Origin of the sequence: Methylobacterium sp. C25 (genome assembly GCF_021352225.1) — a bacterium.
Lineage (GTDB): Bacteria > Pseudomonadota > Alphaproteobacteria > Rhizobiales > Beijerinckiaceae > Methylobacterium.
The window spans coordinates 374945-398536 of sequence record NZ_JAAUVI010000003.1; the positions used below are offsets into that span (position 1 = coordinate 374945).

Sequence of the window (23592 nt, forward strand, 5' to 3'; positions counted from 1 at the left end):
TGCGCTCATGGCTCGCCTGCGAGCGTCACGCTGCCTCTTGCCCGCTCAACGCGATGCGGGTCTGGTCGGCGGCTTCTTCAGGATTTCTGCGATTTCGTCTTCGGACTTGCCGGCGACGGCGTAGCCCATGCCTTCGAGGCGCTGGATCAGCATCTCGCTCTGGTCTGCGGAGCGGGCCGTCCACTCGGCCAGCATCGCATTGATCTCGGGGAGTTTTTCCTCGGGCGCCTTCTCGTGGTCGCTCATCGGGTCATCACTCGCGCTGATGGCCGCGGTGTTGCCGCAGCCCGGCCTCGCTGAGGCATGAGGTAGCGGGCACGAGCTGGAAGAGAAGCCCTTGGGGGAGAGGACCGGCTGAGCCGGTCCTCTCCCCGGTAGGATCTGCAAGATCAGGCGGCTTCGCCGTACTCACCACCGCGGGTCTGGCCGAGGCCGATCGCCTTGGCGAGGTCGGAGCGGGCCTTGGCGTAGCTCGGAGCGACCATCGGATAGTCGGGCGGCAAGCCCCACTTGGCGCGGTACTGCTCGGGGCTGAGGTTGTACTTCGCGCGCAGGTGGCGCTTCAGCGACTTGAACGTACGACCATCCTCGAGGCAGACGATGTATTCGTTCGTGACGGACTTCTTGATCGGCACCGCCGGCTGCTGCGGCTGGGCCGGGGCGGCGCTCTCGGGAGCCTTGCCGCTGGCCACCTGGAGAAGCGCGCCATGCACGCGGGCAAGGAGCTGGGGCAGCTCTGCCGGGGGCACGGGGTTGTTGCTCACGTAAGCCGACACGATGTCGGCGGCCAGTTCGACGAAATCGACCGGCGTCTCAGCTTCGTTCATGATCGGATCTATTCCCTCATCTTTGGCGTGCCGCGCGCCGGGCCTGGGACATTCCAGCAAACAGAAATGCCCCGCCTCGCCTGCGTCGGCCCGCACACCGCACCCAGCCGCAAGTGTTTCGGAAAAAGCGGCAGGCTCAATGCGATGGTTCGCCACTTATGATATTCGCTTACGTCTCGCAAGACAGAGCAGACATGCAGTTTGAACCGGAATCAACTTTCCGGCCGATGCTGTGGATTTGTCGAGATTTTGCAGAGATGGATGTCGGCGCGATCACGCGAAGTTGAACGGCTGCACTCGGCGGGCCATGCCGAGCCGCCTGTGGCATGGTGCGAGACGTGCCTGATGCCGGGCGGGTTGCGGGCCGGGCCAGAGCGCGGCACATGGCGGCGAACGGGCGGTTCGGCCGCCTCTCCCTCGATCGGACGCGCTCGATGACTGCCGACACGCTCCCGCCCTTCACCCTTCCCGCCGAAGCCCCGAAGGCCGAGGTCCGGCCGCATGCCTTCACGATCCACGGCAACCGGATCACGGACGACTATGCCTGGCTGAAGGCGGAGAACTGGCGCGCGGTGCTCAAGGACCCGGCAGCGCTCGCCCCCGACATCCGCGCCTATCTCGACGCCGAGAATGCCTATGCCGAGGCTGCGCTTTCCGAGGCCGCCGCCCTGCGCAAGACCCTCGTCGCCGAGATGCGCGGGCGTATCCGCGAGGACGATTCCAGCGTGCCGGAGCCGGATGGCCCCTACGCCTATTTCACGCGCCACCGCGAGGGCGGCCAGCATCCGCTGATCTGCCGCCGCCCACGCACCGTCGTGGTTCTGCCCGGACAGGGCGCGGAGGCTGCCGCCGACGGCGGCCCAGAGGAAGGCGAACAGATCCTGCTCGACGGCGACAAGGAGGGCGAGGGGCTGCCCTTCTTCGAGATTGCCGCCGCGGTCCATTCGGACGATCACCGAAAACTCGCCTGGGGTGCCGATACCAAGGGCTCCGAACTCTACACGATCCGTGTGCGAGACCTCGTCACCGGTGAGGATGCCGCCGACAGTGTCGAGGCGACCTCCGGCGATGCGGTCTGGAGCGCGGATGGCACCTCCTACTGGTACGTGGCCCTCGACGAGAACCACCGCCCGGCACGCGTCATGCGCCACCGTCTCGGCACGCCCCAGGCCGAGGACATCGCGGTTTACGAGGAGTCCGATGCGGGCTTCTTCGTCCATATCGGCAGGACTCAGTCCGGCCGCTATCTCACCGTCACGGCGAGCGACCACGAGACTGCCGAAGTGCATCTCCTCGATCGCACGGCGCCGGATTCGGCTCTGCTTACAGTTTCGCCTCGCGAGCACCGGCTGATCTACTCGGTCGAGCACTGGGCCGATTTCCTGGTCATCCTGACAAACGCCGATGGCGCCGAGGACTTCAAGGTCGTCACCGCGCCGCTCGCGTCACCGAGCCGCGCCAATTGGCAGGACGCGGTGCCCTACCGGGCCGGCGTCATGATCCGGCACCTGCACGTGCTCGGGAACCACATGGTGCGCCTTGAGCTCGAGAACGCTCTTCCCCGAATCGTCGTGCGCGACCTCGCCGGCAACGAGCACACGGTGTCCTTCCCCGAGGAGGCCTACTCGCTCGGTCTCTCCTCGGGCTACGAGTTCGAGACGGCGCGCATCCGCTTCACCTATTCCTCGATGACGACGCCGGCCGAGACTTACGACTACGACTGCGTCACCAAGGGCCGGCACCTGCGCAAGCGACAGGTCGTGCCGAGCGGGCACGACGCTGGCGACTATGTCACCCGCCGCCTCTTCGCCACCGCGCCAGACGGCGAGCAGGTGCCGATCTCGCTGCTGCATCGAAAGGGACTGGAACTCGACGGCAAGGCACCCCTCCTGCTCTACGGCTACGGCTCCTACGGCACGCTGATGCCGGCCTCGTTCAGCACCAACCGGCTGTCGCTCGTCGATCGCGGCTTCGTCTACGCCATCGCCCATATCCGCGGCGGCACCGAGAAGGGCTGGCGCTGGTATCTCGACGGCAAGCGCGAGAAGAAGCCGAACACATTTTCGGACTTCGTCGCCTGCGGCCGCGCACTCGTGGAAGCCGGCTACACGTCGCAGAAGCAGATCGTCGCGCATGGCGGCAGTGCCGGCGGCATGCTGATGGGCGCGGTCGCCAACATCGCGCCCGAGCTCTTCGCCGGAATCGTCGCCGACGTGCCCTTCGTCGACGTGCTCAACACCATGCTCGACGGCGACCTGCCGCTCACCCCGCCGGAATGGCCCGAATGGGGCAATCCAGCCGAGAGCGAAGAAGCCTGCAGGACCATCCTGTCCTACTCGCCCTACGACAACGTCGCGGCGAAGGCCTATCCGGCGATCCTGGCGCTGGGCGGCCTCACCGATCCGCGCGTGACCTATTGGGAGCCGGCAAAGTGGGTCGCAAAGCTACGCGCCACCATGACGGGCGGCGGCCCGGTCCTGCTCAAGATCAACATGGAAGCCGGCCACGGCGGCGCTGCCGGCCGCTTCGACCGGCTCGAAGAGGTCGGGCTGATCTACGCCTTCGCGCTGATGGCCGCGAAGGCGGCGAGACTCGTCTGATTCCCCATGCCTCTGTCACCATCTCTTAACCGAAACCTGCGCGATAAGCGTCGCTGATCCAGTCAGGTGGGGGGTGGGTTTGCTGATCGGACGTCGAGAGAAGGTGGTAGTCGTGCTCGTCGCGGTGACCTGCGCCGCAGCCCTGGCGCGGCTCGCCTCGGATCGCGAGCCCGTCGATCCCTGCAAGGCCCATCCGGGCGCCTATGCCTGCGCGGTGTTCGCCCAGCCCGACTGGCTGAAGCGTCGCGTCTATGCCGGGCGGCTGCCGGAGCGGGCGGCGGTCGCCGAGTTGCCCAGCCCGGCGGTCGAGGCGATGCCCGTGTCCACCGAGACCGAGCCGTCGCCGGCCGAGGCCGTGCCGGACGGCGTCTGAGGCAGCAGGCACCGCGGCGGCTCGATGCCGCCCGTGCACCCCGCATCGGCGCCTGCACGTGACAATGCCTGCTATCGGGCTTCTTGCGGCGGTCGGATGTCGAGTGGTTCGGCCGGAGGCTCGCCCTGGCTCCGGCGGATCTCGTCGTCGGCGTTCTGGCGATCCCGAGCCTGACGCGCCTGCTCTTCGGCCGCGGCCTGTTGCGCGCGCATCCGGGCGATGCGGGCCGCATCCTCGGCCGCCTTTTCCCTGGCGGCCTTCTCCTGAGCCGCCTTCTCCGCTGCGGCCTTGAGCGCGGCGGCGCGGGCCTGGTCCATCTCGATGCGGGCGCGGCGTCGCTGGCGCTCGACCTGGTCGGCCTCGAACTGCTCGATCTTCTCGAGCTCCCGTTGCAGCACCAGGGCCGAGAGACCGTTGGAGAGCGCGCCGGGTTCGATCTCGCGCTTCGGCGCGTTCAGGGGGCCAACGAAGCCGAGCTGCACCGATGGCTTGCCGCCGGACCATCCCTTTGGTGCAGAGGCCGCGGTGAGCGTGCCGCGAGCGTCCATGCGCTTCGTCCTGAGGTCCAGGATGAAGCTGCCGTTCCAGCGTGCCGCGCCGAAGTCGAGGTCGACGGGGCCGCTCCGCAGCGTTCCACCGCCCAGCGTCACCGGAGCGGTCACCGGACCTTTCGCCGACAGGGCTCCTGCATCGAATTCTTCCGAGAGGAGGGTGGCCAACCGCCCCTCGCGCAGGGGATCGTCCTCGGCGAGCGCGCGGGTCAGGGTGCGGTCGAGCGCCGAGGGATCGGCGGCGGGCACCGTGATCTCGGCAAGCGTCGCCTCCCCGCTGCCGCCGAGATTGGCTGCGAGGGCAGCCGCACTATTGCCGACGCTGCTGTAGCGCAGGCTCAGGGACAGGTTCGCACGGATCGGGCCGCCGCCCGCGAGGGCCTGAATGGAGGTGCCCGAGAGCGCCTGGATCGAGACGCCCGACACCGCGCCATCACCCGACACGCTCACCCCACCGCCCTGCCGGGCGATCGTGGCGGAGCCGCTTACCTGGCCGCCCGCCAGGCGGCCGGACAGATTCTTGAGGCTCAGCGCGTCGCCATCGAGCGACAGCTCGAACGCCGCGCCTTCGGCGACGAGCTCCCTCCCGAGACCGAGCCGGCCGACCGATAGCGAGAGATCGGCGCGCGGGCGCGCCGGAACGGGCAGGAAGCGCGCCTGGGACCAGCCTCCAGCCTCCTCGGCATTCGCCTTCGGATCGGTGGGCAGCACCAGGGCGGCGGCGAGTCCCGGCAGCGAGAGAGCGCCGAGGCTGGCCTTGCCGGCGAGACTGCCGTCGGCACTGCGATCGAGGCTCGCAGAGGCGTCCGCCTCGGCGAGCCGCCCGTTCGCCTCGACATGCAGTCCGGTGTCCTTGCGTGAAAGGGCCAAGGTCAGGTCCGCAGGCAACGGACCCGTTGCGGGTGCCGCGCTCCCTGCGAGGCTCAAGAAGGGCGAGGCATCCGTGGTCGCCAAATGAAGCGTGCCGGCATCTGGCGGCCCCGGCTCGGTACCCAGCATCAGCGGCTTGACCGTCGCGACGTCGAGCCCGGCGACCGTGCCGGAGACCGTGAGGCTCAGTGGCGTCGCAGCGCCGGCGGCGCGGCGCGCCTTCACGGTCAGGCTCGCAGGCTGGCGCAGGCCAACGATGTCGTTGCGCTTGAACCAGCGCCCGGCGCGCGGCGCGGCGATGGTGGCGTCGAGGCTGTCGAGGCGTCCGCCGCGCGAGAGCAGCGAACCGTCGATCGTGCTCTCGGCGGCCCGGCCCTTGGCGGTGGTCCGCAGGGTGTCTGCTTGGCCGGACTCGCGCTCCAGGCTCACGTCGAGGTCGAGGGCACCCTCGCGCAGGAAGGCTGGCAGCAACCGCGCTTCCGGGATCCAGACCCGGTCGAGCAGCGCCAGAAGCGGCGCCGCGGACGGCGCGCCGACATGGCCGGCGATGCGGCCGGCGCCGTCCGGGGCAATGCGGCCGGAGAGCCGGGCATTCGCTCCGGCGAGGTCGGCGATGTCGAGGCGGTCGACGACGAGGCTCGCTCCATCCGACTGGATGCTCGCCGTGATGGTCCCGTTGCCCGAGCGGGGGCCGGCGGGCCCATAGCGGACGTTGCGCGCCCGAATGGTCAGGCCGACATCGTGCCTGTCGAGCGAAGGAAGCAATCCACCGAATGGCGGCAGCTCGGCGATGTCGACGCCTTGTACCTGGAGAGTGGCTTCGAGCCGCCCCCGCACTGTGCCCCCGCCCCTGACGTAATGGGCGTCGCCCGAAAGCCGGGTCTCGCCGAGCGACAGGCGCAGCCCCTTGAGCGAGAGATCGTTCGCCGCCGCCTCGACATCGGCCACGACCTGTACGGGACGCCCGTCGAGCAGCGAAAGCGCCGGCCCCTCGATCCCGAAGCGGTGCAGGTAACGGCCGAACCCCTCGGAACTCGCTGCGTCGACGGCGAGATGACCGGTGAAGCGCGGCGAGGTTGAGACGTCGAACTCGCCGGAGGCATCGACCTTGGCCGCCCCCGGCGCAAGGCCGGCGAAGCGGCGAAGGATGAGCCCGCCGGTGCGGTCGAGGGTGCCCTTGGCCTGCACGTCCGACCAGTCTTCGAAGCCAAAGGCGACGCTCTCGGCCTTCAGGTCCAAGTCGAGCATGATGGGCAGGGCGCCATCGCCGGAGAGCCGGCTGCTCAGCAGGGCCTGCCCCGCCGAGGAATAGAGAAGCCCGTCGAGGTTGATCCGACGGGATTCGAGACTGAGCCCGGCGCGCCAAGCCCGCAGGTCGATCTGCCCGGTTCCCGCAAGTCGAACCGCCTGGCCTGTTGGATCGATCTCGACGTTGACGCTCTCGAACCGCGCCAGCATCCCGCGCGCCTTGAACTTGCCGGCAAGCGAGAACGGCATGACCGGCCCGGAATCCTTGGTCGGCGGACCGACCACGACACGGGCCGAGCCTTCCGCCTCCGGGATGAAGGCGCGCATCCCGGCAGGCGCGCTCGAGTGGGCGGACTCGACGGGTTTCAGGACGATCCGCGCGTCGGCCTCGAAGCGGGGCTGGCGCTCGCCGCCGCCCGAGACCTTCACCGTGGCGCCGTCGGTCGCGATCTTCGTGCTGGCAAGGCGGAATGGCACACCACCGCTCGCGCCCTCCATCTGCCAGGGGCCGGCGAGCGAGGGTGCCTTCAGCCGCAAGGCCTCGACGGCGAATTGTTCCGTGCGACCGGTCGCCGGGATCAGCGTGGTGACGAGAGCCTGCTGGATGTGCAGGTCTTCGATGACGAGGTCGCGGCCTCCCAGAGCCTCGGAAAGGCTGCCGGGCAGCATCAGTGCATCGCCGTCACTCACCGGGAGCTTCAGCTCGGCGCGGCCGATGCGGGTTTCGGTGAAGCGGAACTCGCCCTTGAGCAGCGGCGCAAGCGCCAGCTCGGCCTTGACGGAGGCGAGTTCGAGCGAGGGCTTTTCGAGGTCCCCGCCCAGGTGCAGCACATCGAGCCGGAGGCGTGGAGACGGCAGGAGTCGAAGCTCGATCCGGCCGTCGCTGTGGGCGGGCAGGCCGAGCGAGGCGCCGATCGCCTGGTCGATCAACGAGCGCCGCGCCGTCCAATCGAGGAAGGGCGGCGCGGCGAGCGCCGCGACCAGGATCAGGATGACGGCGCCCGCGAGCGCGGTCAGGATGTCACGCACGGCTCGTGTTTCCGCTCGCGCCGCCTTTCGACGCCCTAAGGCTTACCCGCGGGGCGAGTCCCGGCGGCACTCCACCTTCGCGCTTAGCACAGCCGCGCAACGCCTGCCTGTGTCCTTCGAGCGTCAGCCTCGCGGATCAGCGGTGGCGCCGGCCGATGTAACCGCCGGGATTGGCGTTGGAGTTGTTGTAGAGGTGATCGCTGCGCCGCTGCGCATTCAGCTGGTTGTTGTTGAACGTCTGCTGCTGCTGCATGCCGCGCATCGCGTTCTGCTGCTGGAAGGATTGGTTCGCGGCGTTCGAAGAGCCGACGCCGGCCGTGAGCTGCGCGCAGGCCGGGCCGGCCAGCGCGAGCGCAAGGGCGCCCGACAGGGCCAGCGACGTGATGACGGAGAGAGCGCGCATGGCGGTTCCTTGAGAACGGGTCTTGGCCGGAGTGTCCGGCGGATGATGGAACGACGCGCGGGCGGCTCCCGGAGTTCCCCGCGCGCGCCTGCTCGCAGGCCTCGACGGCGTTCGCGTTTTGGTCCAGGGATGCCCGAATGAAGCACCAGCCTCAAGAGTCGCACGGGGATGCGCCCGTTGCCTCCCCTGCCGGCTCGATCACCGCCCGCGCCATGGCCGCCCTGAGACCGGATGGGGAGGCCTATCTCTCCGGGCTCAACCCCGAGCAGCGCCGCGCCGTCGAGACCACGGAGGGGCCGGTGCTGGTGCTCGCCGGCGCCGGGACGGGCAAGACCCGCGTCCTCACGACGCGGATCGCGCATCTCATCGCGACGGGCCGGGCGCGGCCCTACGACATTCTCTCGGTGACCTTCACCAACAAGGCCGCCCGGGAGATGAAGCACCGGATCGGCTCGCTGATCGGGCCGGCGGGCGAAGGCATGCCCTGGCTCGGCACCTTCCACGCCATCGGCACCAAGATCCTGCGCCGCCATGCCGAACTGGTCGGGCTGAAATCGGATTTCACCATACTCGGCACCGACGACCAGCTTCGCCTGATGAAGCAGGTCATTCTCGACCAGAACATCGACGAGAAGCGTTGGCCGGCCCGTTCGCTCGGCCACACTATCGACGGCTGGAAGAACCGCGGCCTCGCGCCCGAGCAGGTGCCTCCGGGCGAGGCCCAGGCCTTTGCCTTCGGCAAGGGCGGCGCGCTCTACACGGCCTATCAGGAACGCTTGAAGACCCTGAATGCCGTCGATTTCGGCGATCTGCTGCTGCTCTGCCTCAAATTGTGGCGCGAGAACCCGGACATCTTGGAGAACTACCAGGATCGTTTTCGCTACATCCTCGTCGACGAGTACCAGGACACCAACGTCGCGCAGTATCTCTGGCTCAGACTGCTCGCGCAGAAGCGCAAGAACGTCGCCTGTGTCGGCGACGACGACCAGTCGATCTATGGCTGGCGCGGCGCCGAGGTCGACAACATCCTTCGCTTCGAGCACGATTTTCCCGGAGCCGTCGTGGTGCGGCTGGAGCGCAACTATCGCTCCACCGGCCACATCCTGGCCGCCGCCTCGGGCCTGATCGCCAAGAACGAGAGCCGGCTGGGCAAGACCCTGCGCACCGAAGCGGAAAAGGGCGAGCCGGTCACAGTCTCGGGGGCCTGGGACTCGGAGGAGGAGGCGCGGCTTCTCGGCGAGGAAATCGAATCCCTCCAGCACAAGAAGCATCCGCTCTCCGAGATCGCGGTGCTGGTGCGGATTTCGGCGCAGATGCGCGAGATCGAGGACCGCTTCGTCCAGCTCGGCCTGCCCTATCGCGTCGTCGGCGGCCCGCGCTTCTACGAGCGTGCCGAGATCCGCGACGCGCTGGCCTACCTGCGCGTTACCGCGAACCCGTCAGACGACCTGGCCTTCGAGCGGATCTTCAACACCCCGAAGCGCGGCCTCGGCGATGCGACGCTGCAGACGCTGCACGCCTTCGCCCGCGCCGACCGCATTCCGCTGCTCGCCGCCGCGAGAAAACTGATCGAGACTGACGAGCTAAAGCCCCGCGCCCGCACCATGCTGCGCGGCCTCGTCGAGAGTTTTTCGCGGTGGGCGCGGCTCGTCGGTACGCAGCCGCATTCGGAGGTCGCCCAGACGATCCTCGAAGAGTCCGGCTACACCGATATGTGGAAGAAGGATCGCTCTGCCGATGCCGCCGGCCGGTTGGAGAACCTCAAGGAATTCGTCCGCTCGATGGAGGAATTTCCGGACCTCGCCGCGTTTCTCGAACACGTCTCGCTCGTCATGGAAGCCTCGGAGGCGGAGGGCGCCGAGCGCGTCTCGCTGATGACGCTGCACGCCGCCAAGGGCCTGGAATTCGACACCGTCTTCCTCCCCGGCTGGGAGGACGGCCTGTTTCCGAACCAGCGCGCGCTGGACGAGAGCGGCCGCGCCGGCCTGGAGGAGGAGCGCCGGCTCGCCCATGTCGGCATCACGCGGGCGAGGAAACGGGCAAAGCTCTCCTTCGCAGTCAATCGCCGCATCCACGGGATGTGGTCCTCGACGATCCCCTCGCGCTTCATCGACGAACTGCCACCGGGCGCCGTCGACGTCATCGACGCGCCCGCGCATTTCTCAGCCGGCGCCTCGCGTTTCGATCGCAATCCGACGCCGTTCGGCTCGTCCTACGCCACGCCCGGCTGGCAGCGGGCGCAGGCGCAGACCGGCCACAAGTTCGGCGGCACCTTCGGCAGCGGCACCGTTGGCGGTCGCTCGGGCGGTCCGCGCCAGATCGAGGGGGAACTGGTCGCCAAATCGACCGGCGCCCCCTCTGCCTTCCAGGGCGGGGACCGTGTCTTTCATACCAAGTTTGGCCCCGGCACGGTCGCCGGCATCGATGGCAACAAACTAACCGTTGACTTCGACAAAGCAGGTCGCAAGATGGTGCTCGACAGCTTCGTCCAACCTGGATGAAGCGTCCTGCCGGGCCCTGCCCGGCCGGTTTCGCTCCAATGCGGGCGAGTGAGGGCGATGGTGCTGGCGGGCGTTCCGTCATTCCGATCCACCTCAGGTGCTGATCCGGCGCCTCCCCTTCCTGCCCCCCAAGAAAACCCACCGACCTTCCTTCTGACCGTTGCCGACACGCAACGCGCAGAGACGATCTCGCACGACAGGCTTCCCTGCAGTCGAACGACGGTGCGAGTCACACGCACGTCGTTCAGCTCTGCGATGTCCACTGTCGGCAGGCTGTATTCCACAGATCTCGCACCACTGGCGGGAACTGTTGTGACCAGATTGGCTTTGTTTTTGCAAAGTCACCCAGGTGATCTCGAAGAAGGAGCTTGGCTGTGTAAATTCGGACAGGTCTAGAAAATCTATCCAGTCTCGGGATTTCAAGGTCCAGGTGGAGTGTTGATCGATGAAAAGACGACGCGCACGGCTTGAACTGGTTGAAGATCGTACCCCACGTCTCCATCGCACCCGTTTCGACGAAGAACGTCACCTCGCTCCGATACAACCGCTGACGGATCGACAAGGCCAATACCTCGACGCCCTTGCATCCTCCCAACAGGTCATCGTTCTAGGACCTGCCGGCACCGGCAAGACCTACATCGCCGGCACCCGCGCCGCGGACCAGCTCCGGCAGCGGCGGATCGCCAAAGTCATCATCACTCGTCCCAACGTCGCCTCGGGCCGCAGCCTCGGCTTCTTTCCCGGAAGCCTGGAGGAAAAGATCGCCCCCTGGGTCGCCCCCCTCACCGAGACCATGAAGGAGCGCATGGGCGACGCTGCCTTCGACATCGCGCTCAAGAGCGGCGACATCGAAATCGTGCCCTTCGAAGTGATGCGGGGACGCACGTTCAAGAACTGCCTCGTGATCCTCGACGAGGCGCAGAACACGACGACGGCCGAGATCAAGATGTTCCTGACCCGCATCGGAGACGATTGCCAGGTCATCATCAATGGCGACATCTCGCAGACCGACCTGCGAGAGACCTCGGGGCTGCGCACCGTGATCCACCTCGTAAAGAGCCGGATGATGAACATCCCGATCGTCGAGTTCACCCTCGACGACATCGTGCGCTCGGGCGCCTGCGCGGATTGGGTGCGAGCCTTCGAGGAAGCCAAGCTCTAAATCCGAACGGCGACGCTTCGGCCTTTCTCCCCTCGCGTGAGAAAGGCCGAACGATCTGCGTTTGTGATGCAACGGTATCGAGGGTCGGGGGGTTTAGCCCCCGCGAAAGATTCGTTCTCTGGTTTTAATCCTGCTGGACAACAAATTTCTCGCTCCGTCTTTGAACAAGAGAACTGGAGTCCCTCGTGAGGAAACTGACTTTTGCTGTGACCGTGCTGGCCTCGCTCGGCGGTGCTGCTGTCGCGACCTCGGCTTCGGCCGCTCCGGGAGCCCCGATGGGTGTTTCCGCCGCCGCGACCACCACGACCGTGGGAATGCATGACCGCATGGAGCGTCGGATGATGCGCCGTCACATGGAGCGCAAGATGATGCGCCGTCACATGGAACGGAAGATGATGCGCCGCCACATGCATCACATGTAATCAGCGAAAGCGGGGTCCTTCGGGGCCCCCTTTTTTTGGGAGCAGCATCGCCCTCCGATTGCGCGACACCGCGTCATCAGAGGCGATGGTCATAAGGCCTTGCGGTTGCGCCACCTTTCGGTCGTCTGGCACGACGCGGGAGGAGCACAGCGATCAGTTTTCGTCCAGGGTCAGCGACCAGGTTGCGCGGACCTTCGCTCGGTATCGCGATCGAGCACGCCTTTGGGAAATGACTTGAGATCCGTGGGCCGAAGATCTCGGCGCGCGCCTCAGTTCTTGTCGCGCAGCTTCTCGGTCTTCGCAGCTGCGTCGGCGTGGCGCTTCGGCGCTTCCGTCTTCTTGGAGGTCGCCGCAGTCTCGGTGACTTCGCTGGCACGTGCTGCGTGCCGAGCGGCGATCCGCGTGGACGGCGTTGCGGACGCTGGCTTCGCCTCCGGCTGCGCGGCTGGAGCCGCCTCGGCGACGGGAGTGGGTGCGGCCGGTGCCGCCTCGGACTTGCCGAACAGATTGCCCAGCAGCTTCTGATAAGCTCCCGGATCGCCATCGGCATCGGCCACCGCGATGCGAGCGGGCGCTGCCGGCTTCGCCTCGGGAGCCGGCTCCTGAGCCGCCAGCAAGGTCGGGCCGCTGGCAGCGGGGCCGCCCTTGCCCTTCGCGTTCTTCTTGGTGAGCGCCGCGGCCGCCAGCTTGGTCGGACCAGGCGCGTTCGGCGCAGCCGCCGCGACGAGGACCGGGCGCCCCTTGGCGTCGATCTCGATCTCCTGCGGGCCAGCGACGAGGCTCTCCGGCCGGCTCACGTCGCCGAGATTGTGGCGCGAGTATTCCTTGGCGGAGTAGGCGAGCTCCTTCTCCTTGTCGCCGTCGGTCAAGGAGGCGAAGGCGCTCTGCGGCGCCTGCGGACGGAACACCGCGTTGCCGGAGCCGTCGGCGTAGAGCACGCGCGTGGCCTTCTCGCCCTTGGCCACGAGCTCGGCGATCTGCCTGTTGTCGGTCTCGCGCTTCTCCGCCACGAGCGGATCGACCCGCGGCGTGCAGGAGCCAGCGGCGACGTCCGAGCCGCCGAACACGTATTTCGTGCCGCAGGCCGCTGTGCGCGGCTCCTCCTTCAAGGCCTCGAAATAGTCCGAGCCCTCTTTGAGGTTCCGCCAGAACGGGGCGTTCGGGTCGTTCCGGAACTTGGCCATGTTCTGGGCCGTCATCCGGAACGGATAGGATTGGAACTGGAAGGCGCGCTGGCCGCCCTGGAAGGCGTCGCGGGCGATGGCATAGACCTCGGCCATCGAGGCATCGGTCATGGCGAAGCAGCCGGCCGAAGAGCAGGTGCCGTGCACCATGATGTATTTGCCGGTACCGCCCTTGGCCCGGTCCACTGCGTTCGGATAGCCGACGTCGAAGGACAGGTAATAGGCGGAGTTCGGGTTCATCTGACCCGGAGCGATCGTATAGAAGCCCTCCGGCGCCTGGCGGTCGCCCTCCTTCATCTTCGGACCGAGCTGGCCGGACCACCGGCAGATCGGGAAGGTCTTGAGAAGGGCGTACTGGCCGCTGGAATTGCGCTTCCAGACCTCCATCTCCGCTTCCTTCTTGTAGGCGCGGATGAGGATGGGGTCGGACTGGCTCATGCTCTTTGTCTGCATGAGCGCGAGGGTCTGAGCCGGGATCGGTGCGAGGCTGCGAGCCGAAACGCCGCCGAGCATGCCAGAGTCCTGGCAGGCTCCGAGGGACATCGCCACTGCGACGAGACCGGCCGCCGCGAACGGACGCACAGACATGGGGGACCCCGTTTGCATGCGCCCACAGACCCTTCGGCTGCGACGCCACTCCCCAACCCAATAGCCCCGTTAGACTTACCCGGATCTTACCTCAAGGATTTGAGAGGGTCCGGCGCTGAAAGGTCCACCAGTGTGGTGACCTCGCATCACTGCAGACGCTTTCGGGCGAAAGCGGGGCCGTTACAGCATTCCCGAGTCATCGCGAAGAGCCTGTGCAAAACTCGCACGGCTGGAGACTCTGCAAACACTTGAGCCGGGATGGCGCCTCAGAGCTTGCGGCCGATCTCCAGGAATTTCTGAGCGCGCTGATCGCGGATCGTGTCCGCGCTCTGGCCGTCGAAGGCCGACAATGCGGTGGCGATGGCCGCACCGGCATCGGCGATCGCCGCATTCCGGTCGCGGTGCGCGCCCCCGGTGGCCTCCGGTACGATGCCGTCGATGATGCCGAGCCGCAGGAGGTCCTGCGCGGTGATCTTCATGGCGGTGGCGGCGTCGTGGGCGCGGCCCTGGTCGCGCCACAGGATCGAGGCCGCCCCCTCGGGCGAGATCACGCCATAGATCGCGTGTTCCAGCATCAGCACGTGGTTGGCGGTGGCGAGCGCAATGGCGCCTCCCGAGCCACCCTCGCCGATCACGATCGCGACGTTGGGCACGCCCAAGGCCAGGCAGGCCTGGGTCGAGCGGGCGATGGCCTCGGCCTGGCCGCGCTCCTCGGCTTCGATGCCGGGGAAAGCGCCGGCCGTGTCGACGAAGGCGATGACCGGCAGACCGAAGCGGTCGGCGGTCTCCATCAGCCGGACCGCCTTGCGGTAGCCCTCCGGCCGGGCCATGCCGAAATTGTGACGCAGGCGCGCCTCCGTGGTCGCGCCCTTCTCCTGGCCGAGCACCAGCACCGGTCGGCCCTTGAACCGCCCGAAACCACCGACGATGGCCTCGTCCTCGCCGAAGGCCCGGTCGCCGGCCAGCGGCGTGAAGTCCTGGATCAGCCCCGCGCAGTAATCCACGAAATGCGGCCGCTGCGGGTGCCGGGCGACCTGCGTTTTCTGCCAGGGCGTCAGGTTCGCGTAGATCTCGGAGAGCGCAGCCGCGGCCTTGCCCTCGAGCCGGCTGATGTCCTCGCTGATCGAGACGGCGCCGTCGCGCTCGCCCAGAGCCCGCAATTCCTCGAGCTTCGCCTCGAGCTCGGCGACCGGCTTCTCGAAATCCAGGTAGGAACGCGTCGCCATGGGTCGCCAGCCAGTCCCTCGTGGTTCCCGGCGCCCGAGCCGGATGGATGCTGTCCCGCCCTGCCGAAGCCGGGACGGAACTCCGAGCCGGCTTCATGATCGGCTTCGCGCAACGGGCGCGAGGTGTTGGCGAAGCGCGTCCGGGTGTCAACCGCCTGGGCCGTTGCACCTTCCCACAAGTCCTGTTCAATTCATGGTGCGGCGCGTCATCGGGTCGTCACTGAGTCCGGACAGGGTCCGCCCGGCCAAGCTGCTGTGAGGAATCGTGCCTGCTGCCTTCGAGTCCGGTGAAACCTCGGTCCTCGTGCTGCAGGGAGGCGGTGCGCTCGGCTCCTATCAAGCCGGTGTCTACGAGGGCCTGGTCGAAGGCGGCATAGGGCTCGACTGGGTCGCCGGCATCTCGATCGGCGCGATCAACGCGGCGCTCATCGCCGGCAATGCGCCGGAGCACCGGGTCGAGCGGATCCGGCAGTTCTGGGACCAGGTCTCGTCGAACCTCACCGCCAACCCCTGGTTTCCCGGCGAGAGGGCGCGCATCGCCTTCAATGAGGCCTCGGCCAACCTCGTCGCGACCTTCGGCGTCCCAGGCTTCTTCACGCCGCGTGTCCCGCCGGCCCAGTTCTACCCGGAGGGCGCGCCGGAGGCACTGAGCCTCTACGACACATCCGCCCTCAAGGGCACGCTCGAACGGCTCGTCGACTTCGACCGCATCAACCACGGCGACGTCCGTCTCAGCGTCGGCGCGGTCAACGTGCGCAGCGGCAATTTCGTGTATTTCGACAGTCGCCGTGACCGGATCATCCCCGAGCACGTCATGGCGTCCGGCGCGCTGCCGCCCGGCTTCCCGCCGGTCGAGATCGAGGGCGAATCCTACTGGGACGGCGGCCTCGTCTCGAATACCCCGCTCGACTATGTGCTGGAACGCGAGCGCCAGCGCGACCTCGTGGTCTTCCAGGTCGACCTCTTCGCCGCGCACGGGCCGATGCCGCGTTCGCTGGTGCAGGCGGCCGAGCGCGAGAAGGACATCCGCTATTCGAGCCGCACCCGGCTCAACACGGACAAGAACATCGAGATCCGCAAGGCGAAGCTCGCCTTCCGCAACCTCATCGACAAACTGCCGCCCGAACTCGCGCAGGATCCCGACGTCGGCTTCCTGCGCCAGGTCAGCCACGCGAATTACCTGACCGTGATGCAGCTGATCTACCGGCGCCAATCCTACGAGGGCAACTCGAAGGACTACGAGTTCTCGCGCGCCACCATGCTCGACCATTGGGCGGCCGGCCGCAACGACGTCCGGCGTTCGCTGCGCCACACCAAATGGCGCGAGCGCCGCTTCACCGACGACGGCGTCGCCGTGTTCGATCTCACGCGGGATGCGCGCGACTAACCCAACCCTGTCCCGATCAGCCGGAGCCGAGGCCATGAAGCGCGAAGAGATCCTGACCCAGCCCTCGATGCCGGTGTTCAGTCCGAGCTATCCGCGCGGACCCTACCGGTTCGTTCGCCGCGAATACCTGATCATCAACTACGAGACCGACCGCGATGCCCTGCGCCGCGCCCTGCCGGAGCCGCTGGAGCCGCACCCGGACAACCTCGTCTTCTACGAGTGGATGAAGATGCCCGACTCCTCGGGCTTCGGCGACTACCAGGAGAGCGGCCAGGCGGCCCACGCCTTCTACAACGGCGAGCCCTGCAACTTCTCGATCCAGATGTATCTCGACGACGAGCCGCCAATCACGGCCGGCCGCGAGATCTGGGGTTTCCCGAAGAAGTGGGGCCAGCCGCGCCTCGACCTGCGCAAGGACACCCTGACCGGCACGCTCTATTACGACGAGGAGCGCGTTGCGATGGGCACCATGACCTACAAGCACAAGAGCCTGAACGGCGACCTCCCCAAGGTGCAGGAGGGCCTGAAGAAGCTCAACGTGAATCTCAAGCTCCTGCCCGACGTCGACGGGAGCCCGAAGGTCGCCCAGCTCGTCGGCTATCGCCTGGAGGACATTACCGTCCATGGCGCCTGGGACGGCGAGGGCCGCCTCGACCTGATCCCGCACGTGAATTGCCGCGTCGCCGATCTGCCGGTGAAGCGCCTCGTCGGCGCCCGCCATATGATCGTCGACTTCACGCTGCCCTTCGGGCAGGTGCTGCACGACTATCTCGCCTGAATACGACCCGGGAGATCCCCATGACCCTGAAATCCAAGGTAGCCGTCGTCACCGGCTCGACGAGCGGCATCGGGCTCGCCATCGCCAAGGGCTTCGCGGCCGAAGGCGCCCACGTCGTCATCAACGGCTTCGGCAAGCCCGAGGATATCGAGCGCGAGCGCGCCGGGATCGAGAGCGAGCACGGCGTGAAGGCGCTCTATTCCCCGGCCGACATGACCAAGCCTGAGGACATCGCAGGCATGATCAAGCTCGCCGAAGCCGAACTCGGCGGAGTCGACGTGCTGGTGAACAATGCCGGCATCCAGTTCGTCTCGCCGATCGAGGACTTCCCGCCGGAGAAGTGGCAGCAGATCATCGCGATCAACCTGTCCTCGGCCTTTTACGCCATGCATCATGCGATCCCGCTGATGAAAGCGAAGAAGTGGGGCCGCATCATCAACACGGCCTCGGCGCATTCGCTGGTCGCCTCACCGTTCAAGTCGGCCTATGTCGCTGCCAAGCACGGCATCGCCGGACTGACCAAGACCGCGGCGCTCGAGACGGCGACCGCCGGCATCACCGTGAATTGCATCTCGCCCGGCTACGTCTGGACCCCGCTCGTCGAGAGCCAGATCCCGGACACGATGAAGGCACGCGGGCTCACCAAGGAACAGGTCATCAACGACGTGCTGCTCCACGCCCAGCCGACCAAGCAGTTCGTCACGGTCGATCAGGTCGCGGCGCTCGCGGTGTTCCTGTGCTCGGACGCGGCGAGCCAGATCACCGGCGCCAACATCTCCGTAGACGGCGGCTGGACCGCGCAGTAGCCCAGCGGAGATCGACGTCTCGGCAAAGGCTCCCGGGCCGGCCGCGAGCTGCTCTCACAAATGAAAACGGCGGGGCTCTCGCCCCGCCGCTTGTCCAACAGTATCGATGCGATCAGGCGGCCGGACCGCCTGCAGTCGTTCCATATTGCGGGAACTCGCGCTCCGGCTGGGAAGCATTGCCGCCCTTGGCGGAGCTGTCGATCGCACGCTGCTGCCAGGATGGCTGCGATTGATCGTGGCGGCCCTGAGCAAAGGCAGTGGCGGGAGCGCTCAAGGCCAGAGCGAGAGCTGCGGCAGCTGCAAAAACACGAGTATTCATCACGGAGTCCTCTTTGAAAGGCGCGGTCTCCGGCGTTCGTCGGCGGCCGTGTCTGCTTCGGTGACCCTGATATGAACCTCGCAGCGCGATCGCGTCGTGCGGTCGCGCACGCAACCATTCACGCAAAGCATGTGGGAAGCGGAAACGCTTTTGGCACATGAACTCAGCGCATCGGCTTAAGGCCGCCTACAGCTCTTCGGAATCGTATCGAGCCTGAGCCCCGGCGATCCGGTCGATGTGTTGAAACGCCCAGGTCCCGAGCGCCTCGACCGGCTCGGCCAGAGAATGCCCCATCGGCGTCAGCTCGTAATCGACCCGCGGCGGGATCGACGGCGTCACGGTTCGCGTGACGAGACCATCCCTCTCGAGGTTGCGCAGCGTCAGGGTCAGCATCCGCTGCGAGATCCCGTCGATGCCGCGCTTGAGTTCGCTGAACCTCATTGTCCTGCTACGCAAGGACATGATGATGAGCACACTCCATTTATCGCCGATCCGCGACAGGACTTGCGATATCTTGAGGCAATTCTCTGTACGATGAGGAACAGGGTCAGTCACACTCGTGTAACCTCGGTATCATTTGTGTGCGTTCTTGCGCAGCTGGGGCGGTTCATATCAGATATCGGTCACCAAAGAGAACCAGGTACCGATATGAAACTCCTCCACATCGATAGCAGCATCCTCGGCGCCGGCTCCGTCTCGCGGGAGCTTTCTGCCCTGGTCGTTGCCCGGCTGACGAGAGACGCTCAGGCCGAACTCACCTATCGCGACCTCGCCGTCGACGACCTGCCGCATCTCGCGCCGGCAACCTTGCCAGGCGCACACCCACTCTCGGCGATGGCCGGGCCCCTCGAAGGCCCCGCGCAGGCCACCCGCGCGACGAGCGACCGGATTCTCGAGGAGTTCCTCGCGGCCGACACCGTGGTGATTGGCGTGCCGATGTACAATTTCACGATCCCGTCCCAGCTGAAGGCCTGGATCGACAGGATCGTGGTGCCGGGCAAAACCTTCCGCTACGGCGAGGCAGGAGCCGAAGGCCTCGCCACCGGCAAGCGTGTGATCGTGGCGCTGGCGCGCGGCGCCGTCTTCGGCCCGGACCGCGCATCGGCAGAGCATGCCGAGAGCTATCTTCGCACCGTACTCGGCTTCATCGGCATCACCGATCTCGAATTCGTCCTGGCCGAAGGTCTCGCAGCCGGGGAGCCGAGCAAAGCCAAGGGCGTCGCCGCCGCGCGCGACGCCATCGGGCAGCTCGCCGCCTGAGCGGCGACGCGCAGAGCCGGCTCAGTTCGTCGGCTCGCCCGCGGCCACCTTCGCGGTCCAGTCATCGAAGGCGATCACGGTCTGGCGCTGCTCGCCGAGACCGTCGATGCGCAGCACCATCTCGTCGCCGGACTTGAGATAGCGCGGCGGTTTCTTGCCGAGGCCGACACCCGGCGGGGTGCCCGTGGTGATGACGTCGCCCGGCTCCAGCATCATGAAGTGCGAGACGTAGGCGACGAGTTGCGCCACGTCGAAGATCATCGTCGCAGTCGAGCCGGTCTGCATGCGGGTGCCGTTGAGGTCGAGGCTCATCGACAGCTTCTTCAGGTTCGGGATCTCGTCGAGCGTGACGAGCCACGGCCCCAGCGGCCCGAAGGTCGGGCAGCCCTTGCCCTTGGTCCAGGTGCCGCCACGCTCCATCTGGAATTCGCGCTCCGACACGTCGTTCATGATGCAAGCGCCGGCCACGTAATCGAGCGCCTCGTTGGCGTGGACGTAGCTCGCCCGCGCGCCGATCACCACGGCCAGCTCGATCTCCCAATCGGTCTTGGCCGAGCCCTTCGGCAGGATGACGGGATCGTTCGGCCCGGACAGGCAGGACGGCGCCTTGTTGAACAGGATCGGCTCGGCAGGAACCGCCGCGCCGGTCTCGGCAGCGTGGTCCGAGAAATTCAGGCCGATCGCCACAACGTTGCGCGTGCCGCCGACGCAGGGCCCGAGACGGGTGCCGGCCGGTAGGACGGGCAGCGTCAGCGGGTCGATCATCCGCAGCCGGTCGAGCGCCTGCCGTGACAGGCACGGCCCGGCGATGTCGCGCACCGATCCAGAGAGATCGCGGAGCTTGCCCGTGGAATCGACGAGGCCGGGTTTCTCGTCGCCGGCGGTCCCGTGACGGATCAGCTTCATCGCAGCATTCCCCCCAAGACGATCGAATCGGCGCGACCATGGCCGGCGCCCCGAAACGGTGCAAGCGCAGCCGCGCGTTGCGCGAGGGCAACATTGGCGTGGCGCGAGCGCCACAGACCGGAATCAAAGTGCGCCGGGCAGGAATTTGCCGGGCCGGGCCTGCACAATATCGCGTGAAGTTTACATGTGAACCAAATCTGAAAACCCTCTGCCGCCGAGAACTAAGCAAGAAGAGTGGCCGCATTCGTATGGTTAACGGAGAATTAATACTTCAAGGGCCTATGCTGCCCTAACGATTGATAAGCTTTGCGCAAACCGGCATCGTCGTCGGCAAGGTGACAGCCCGGCCGGGGGACGGCGGGGATACGAGCACCATCGAAGCGGCTTGGGGACATAAACATGATCGGCAGGATTGGTCTGCTCGCTTTGGCGGGCGTCTCGGCTCTCGGCCTCGCCACGGGCGCGCAGGCAGGCGCCTTCGGGCTGCGCGAGCAGAGCGCAGAGGCACAGGGTGTCGGCTTCGCGGGTGCCGCCTCGGGCTCCGGCGGCGTCTCGTCGATGTTCTGGAACCCTGCCGTCATCACGATGCGGCCGGGCTGGGTGTCGGAGCAGAACCTCACCTATATCGGCCTGCACGCCAACATTAAGCCGCAGGTGGGCACGAACCCCGCCTTCCTCGGCTTGGGCGAATCCGGCGACATCGGCCAGGGCGCGGTCGTACCGTCGGGGGCGACCTCCTATCAGCTCAACGACAAGCTTTGGGTCGGTCTGCAGACGGGCGCGCCGTTCGGCCTGATCACCAACCCGAACAAAGTCTGGGCCGGTGAAGTCTATGGCCGCTCGTCGCGGATCTTCTCCCTCGCCTTCAACCCGGTCATTGCCTACAAGGTCAATGATTGGCTCTCGATCGCGGCCGGCCCGAACATCGAATACTTCAAGCTGACGCTGCGTCAGGCACTCCCGATCCCCGGCATCCTGCCTCAGAACTATCCCAGCGCGTTCCTGAAGGGTGATTCCTGGGGAGTCGGCTACACGGCCGGTGTCACCGTGACACCCTGGGACGGCACGGTCCTCGGCGTCGGCTACCGCTCCTCGGTGCATCACGACATCGACGGCAAGATCGGCCTTCCATTCGTCTTCGCCGGACAGGCCAAGGCCAACCTCAACACCCCCGACAAGGTCAGCGTCGGCCTGACCCAGGCGATCAATGCCCAGACCCGGATCAATCTCGGCTTCGAGTGGGACAATTGGTCGAGGCTCGGCACCATTCCGATCATCGCGCCCGCCATCGGCGGCGTGATCACGACCCTGCCGCTGAACTTCAAGGACGGCTACACCTACTCGATCGGTGCCGAATACGATTGGTCGCCCGCACTCACCGTGCGCGCCGGCTTCTCCTACGAGGAAGTGCCGATCGACAACCAGAACCGCACCGTGCGCCTGCCCGACAACGACCGCTACACCGTCTCGGTGGGCGCGGGTTACCGCTGGAGCGACAAGCTGACGCTGAATGCGGCCTACTCGCACATCTTCCTCAACCGGAGCAGCATCCTCGCGGGTGCCGGCCAGAACTACAACGTCGGCAACATCGCCCTTGCCGCTCTGGTCGATGCGAGCGCCGACATCGTCTCGGTGGGCTTCCGCTACACGTTTGCCCCCCCTGCGGCCCCGATGCCGGCACCGATCGTGCGGAAGTACTGAACGCCGCTCCGCCGATCCACGGACGACGGATATTCCCGGCCCCGGACACAACTCCGGGGCCGAATTTTTTGCTCAATTTGACAACATGCTGTCATTACGACAATATAATGCCATAATGTCCAGCGGCCCTATCACCGAACTGATCCTCGAGAGCTTCCGGCTGAATGGCTGCCTGCTCGCAGCCGGGGATGCCTTGGTGAAGGACCTCGGGCTGACCAGCGCGCGCTGGCAGGTGCTCGGGGCCGCCGCACTCGCCCCGGCGCCAGCGCCGGTGGCGCATCTCGCGAGGGACATGGGCCTGTCGCGCCAAAACGTGCAGCGGATCGCCAACGAGCTTGAAGCTGCCGGGCTGCTGACCTTCGCTCCGAACCCCAACCACCAGCGGGCGAAACTCGTTCTGCTGACCGAGTACGGCCGTGCCGTCTATGCCAAGGCCGCCGCCAGGCAGGCCCCTTGGGCGGCCACCCTGTCGAAGGGAGTGCCGGACGATGCCATTGAAGGGGCGACGAGCCTGCTGCGCAACCTGCGCCGCCGGCTGGAAGCCCAGCAGCCGACCCCGCGAAGGAGCCCCGCATGATCCTCGGTCAGATGGCCTTCCTCGCTGCGGCTCTGTTCGCGGGCGCCGCCTTCTATGTCGGCGCCGTCGAGCAGCCGGCGCGGCTCTTCCTCGACGACCGCGCCCTGCTGAGCCAGTGGAAGCCGTCCTACAAACGGGCGACGGTCATGCAGGCCTCGCTCGTGGTCCTGAGCTTCGCCCTCGGCTTCACCGCCTGGATCCAGACGGACCGGCCCGGCTGGATCGTCGGAGCGCTGCTCATGCTCGCCAATCTGCCCGTCACCTTCCGGCTAATCCTGCCAGTCAACAAGCGGCTGATGGCAACCGACCCGACCGACGCGGGACCCGAGACACGCGCGCTGATCCTGCGCTGGGGATCGCTGCACGCGATCCGCACGGCACTCGGGCTTGCGGCGTCGATCGCCTACACGACGGCTGCGCTGACGTGAGCCTCAATAGCCGTCCGTACCGCGCCGCCGCTGCGCATCCACGCTGAGCGGACCGGGGCCGGCAACAGCGATGTAGAGGAACACGAAGCAGAACAGGATCGCGGCATCGCCTCCGTTGAGCGCCGGGAAGAAGCTCTTCGGCGCGTGGGCGAGGAAATAGGCCACAGCCATCTCCCCCGAGAGGATGAAGGCTACCGGCCGGCTGAACAGCCCGATCACGAGAAGCGCACCGCCGACGAGTTCGAGGATGCCGGCAATCCAGGGCAGCGAGAACATGGTCGGGTTCATGCTGCTGGGCGGGAAGCCAAGGATCTTCTGCGTTCCATGCGCCATGAAGACCAGGGCGGCGACGATCCGCAGGATGCTCAGCATCCGCGGGGCCCAGATCACGGTGATCGTCCTGACATCCATGGGTCACATGCTCCCGGCACATGGGTGGAGACGCT

The 23592-nt window shown here is 66.8% G+C and carries 22 protein-coding genes; 12 read left to right on the forward strand and 10 right to left on the reverse strand.

Annotation, left to right across the window (positions count from 1 at the left end; translation table 11 throughout):
* Positions 1-45 precede the first annotated feature (45 nt).
* Together HCU64_RS11675 and HCU64_RS11680 are read right to left on the reverse strand one after the other, a co-directional pair.
* A complete protein-coding gene (locus tag HCU64_RS11675) occupies positions 46-246 on the reverse strand; it encodes a hypothetical protein (RefSeq protein WP_233384053.1) in 201 nt (66 codons plus the stop codon).
* A 143-nt stretch (positions 247-389) separates the two neighbouring features.
* Positions 390-827 (reverse strand): MucR family transcriptional regulator, encoded by a 438-nt coding sequence (locus tag HCU64_RS11680; protein ID WP_233384055.1) that lies wholly within the window; start codon positions 825-827, stop codon positions 390-392.
* A 434-nt stretch (positions 828-1261) separates the two neighbouring features.
* Here HCU64_RS11680 and HCU64_RS11685 point away from each other — a divergent pair, with 434 nt between their 5' ends.
* Both HCU64_RS11685 and HCU64_RS11690 read left to right on the forward strand, forming a co-directional pair.
* Positions 1262-3427: a S9 family peptidase gene (locus tag HCU64_RS11685; RefSeq protein WP_233384285.1), complete on the forward strand. Its 2166-nt coding sequence runs from the start codon at positions 1262-1264 to the stop codon at positions 3425-3427.
* A gap of 103 nt (positions 3428-3530) precedes the next feature.
* The gene (locus tag HCU64_RS11690; RefSeq protein ID WP_233384056.1) at positions 3531-3800 is read left to right on the forward strand and encodes a hypothetical protein; all 270 of its coding nucleotides are present in this window, start codon (positions 3531-3533) and stop codon (positions 3798-3800) included.
* Positions 3801-3871: 71 nt separating this feature from the next.
* Here the strand turns inward: HCU64_RS11690 and HCU64_RS11695 are convergent, their stop codons facing one another.
* Together HCU64_RS11695 and HCU64_RS11700 are read right to left on the reverse strand one after the other, a co-directional pair.
* Entirely contained in the window at positions 3872-7498 is a 3627-nt protein-coding gene (locus HCU64_RS11695) for an AsmA family protein (protein ID WP_233384057.1), read from the reverse strand.
* 136 nt (positions 7499-7634) lie between these two features.
* Positions 7635-7901, reverse strand: a complete 267-nt coding sequence (locus tag HCU64_RS11700; protein WP_233384058.1) for a hypothetical protein — start codon at positions 7899-7901, stop codon at positions 7635-7637.
* Between the two features lie 137 nt (positions 7902-8038).
* On the opposite strand from HCU64_RS11700, the gene HCU64_RS11705 reads away from it, so the two are divergent.
* The 3 genes from HCU64_RS11705 (at position 8039) to HCU64_RS11715 (ending at position 11986) form a co-directional block, all read left to right on the forward strand.
* Positions 8039-10402 (forward strand): ATP-dependent helicase, encoded by a 2364-nt coding sequence (locus tag HCU64_RS11705; protein WP_233384059.1) that lies wholly within the window; start codon positions 8039-8041, stop codon positions 10400-10402.
* Positions 10403-10847: 445 nt separating this feature from the next.
* Positions 10848-11564 (forward strand): PhoH family protein, encoded by a 717-nt coding sequence (locus HCU64_RS11710; protein ID WP_233384060.1) that lies wholly within the window; start codon positions 10848-10850, stop codon positions 11562-11564.
* Between the two features lie 185 nt (positions 11565-11749).
* A complete protein-coding gene (locus HCU64_RS11715) occupies positions 11750-11986 on the forward strand; it encodes a hypothetical protein (protein WP_233384061.1) in 237 nt (78 codons plus the stop codon).
* Between the two features lie 269 nt (positions 11987-12255).
* Here the strand turns inward: HCU64_RS11715 and HCU64_RS11720 are convergent, their stop codons facing one another.
* On the reverse strand, positions 12256-13758 hold the full coding sequence (locus tag HCU64_RS11720) for a L,D-transpeptidase family protein (RefSeq protein ID WP_233384062.1): 1503 nt from the start codon (positions 13756-13758) through the stop codon (positions 12256-12258).
* Positions 13759-14024: 266 nt separating this feature from the next.
* Positions 14025-14984 carry an acetyl-CoA carboxylase carboxyltransferase subunit alpha gene (locus HCU64_RS11725; RefSeq protein WP_233384063.1) on the reverse strand — a complete coding sequence of 320 codons (960 nt, stop codon included), beginning with the start codon at positions 14982-14984 and terminating at the stop codon, positions 14025-14027.
* A 262-nt stretch (positions 14985-15246) separates the two neighbouring features.
* Here HCU64_RS11725 and HCU64_RS11730 point away from each other — a divergent pair, with 262 nt between their 5' ends.
* From HCU64_RS11730 to HCU64_RS11740, 3 genes are read left to right on the forward strand one after another with little or no spacing between them, the layout of a single operon-like run.
* Entirely contained in the window at positions 15247-16371 is a 1125-nt protein-coding gene (locus tag HCU64_RS11730; RefSeq protein ID WP_233384286.1) for a patatin-like phospholipase family protein, read from the forward strand.
* Between the two features lie 34 nt (positions 16372-16405).
* A complete protein-coding gene (locus tag HCU64_RS11735) occupies positions 16406-17149 on the forward strand; it encodes an acetoacetate decarboxylase (RefSeq protein WP_233384064.1) in 744 nt (247 codons plus the stop codon).
* 20 nt (positions 17150-17169) lie between these two features.
* The gene (locus HCU64_RS11740) at positions 17170-17955 is read left to right on the forward strand and encodes a 3-hydroxybutyrate dehydrogenase (protein ID WP_233384065.1); all 786 of its coding nucleotides are present in this window, start codon (positions 17170-17172) and stop codon (positions 17953-17955) included.
* 112 nt (positions 17956-18067) lie between these two features.
* Here the strand turns inward: HCU64_RS11740 and HCU64_RS11745 are convergent, their stop codons facing one another.
* Positions 18068-18274 (reverse strand): hypothetical protein, encoded by a 207-nt coding sequence (locus HCU64_RS11745; RefSeq protein ID WP_233384066.1) that lies wholly within the window; start codon positions 18272-18274, stop codon positions 18068-18070.
* A gap of 186 nt (positions 18275-18460) precedes the next feature.
* On the reverse strand, positions 18461-18829 hold the full coding sequence (locus HCU64_RS11750) for a winged helix-turn-helix transcriptional regulator (RefSeq protein WP_233384067.1): 369 nt from the start codon (positions 18827-18829) through the stop codon (positions 18461-18463).
* A gap of 93 nt (positions 18830-18922) precedes the next feature.
* Between HCU64_RS11750 and HCU64_RS11755 the strand changes: the two genes are divergently transcribed.
* Complete coding sequence (locus HCU64_RS11755; RefSeq protein ID WP_233384068.1) at positions 18923-19534, forward strand: FMN-dependent NADH-azoreductase; 612 nt, start codon at positions 18923-18925, stop codon at positions 19532-19534.
* Positions 19535-19555: 21 nt separating this feature from the next.
* On the opposite strand, the gene HCU64_RS11760 is transcribed toward HCU64_RS11755, so the two are convergent.
* Positions 19556-20440: a fumarylacetoacetate hydrolase family protein gene (locus HCU64_RS11760; protein ID WP_233384070.1), complete on the reverse strand. Its 885-nt coding sequence runs from the start codon at positions 20438-20440 to the stop codon at positions 19556-19558.
* 399 nt (positions 20441-20839) lie between these two features.
* On the opposite strand from HCU64_RS11760, the gene HCU64_RS11765 reads away from it, so the two are divergent.
* The 3 genes from HCU64_RS11765 (at position 20840) to HCU64_RS11775 (ending at position 23146) form a co-directional block, all read left to right on the forward strand.
* Complete coding sequence (locus HCU64_RS11765) at positions 20840-22141, forward strand: OmpP1/FadL family transporter (protein ID WP_233384072.1); 1302 nt, start codon at positions 20840-20842, stop codon at positions 22139-22141.
* A 115-nt stretch (positions 22142-22256) separates the two neighbouring features.
* Positions 22257-22718, forward strand: a complete 462-nt coding sequence (locus HCU64_RS11770; protein ID WP_233384074.1) for a MarR family winged helix-turn-helix transcriptional regulator — start codon at positions 22257-22259, stop codon at positions 22716-22718.
* Positions 22715-23146 (forward strand): DUF1772 domain-containing protein, encoded by a 432-nt coding sequence (locus HCU64_RS11775; protein ID WP_233384075.1) that lies wholly within the window; start codon positions 22715-22717, stop codon positions 23144-23146. Before HCU64_RS11770 ends, HCU64_RS11775 begins: the two co-directional genes overlap by 4 nt.
* Positions 23147-23149: 3 nt before the next feature.
* On the opposite strand, the gene HCU64_RS11780 is transcribed toward HCU64_RS11775, so the two are convergent.
* Positions 23150-23557 (reverse strand): DoxX family protein, encoded by a 408-nt coding sequence (locus HCU64_RS11780; RefSeq protein WP_233384077.1) that lies wholly within the window; start codon positions 23555-23557, stop codon positions 23150-23152.
* Between the last annotated feature and the right edge of the window lie 35 nt (positions 23558-23592).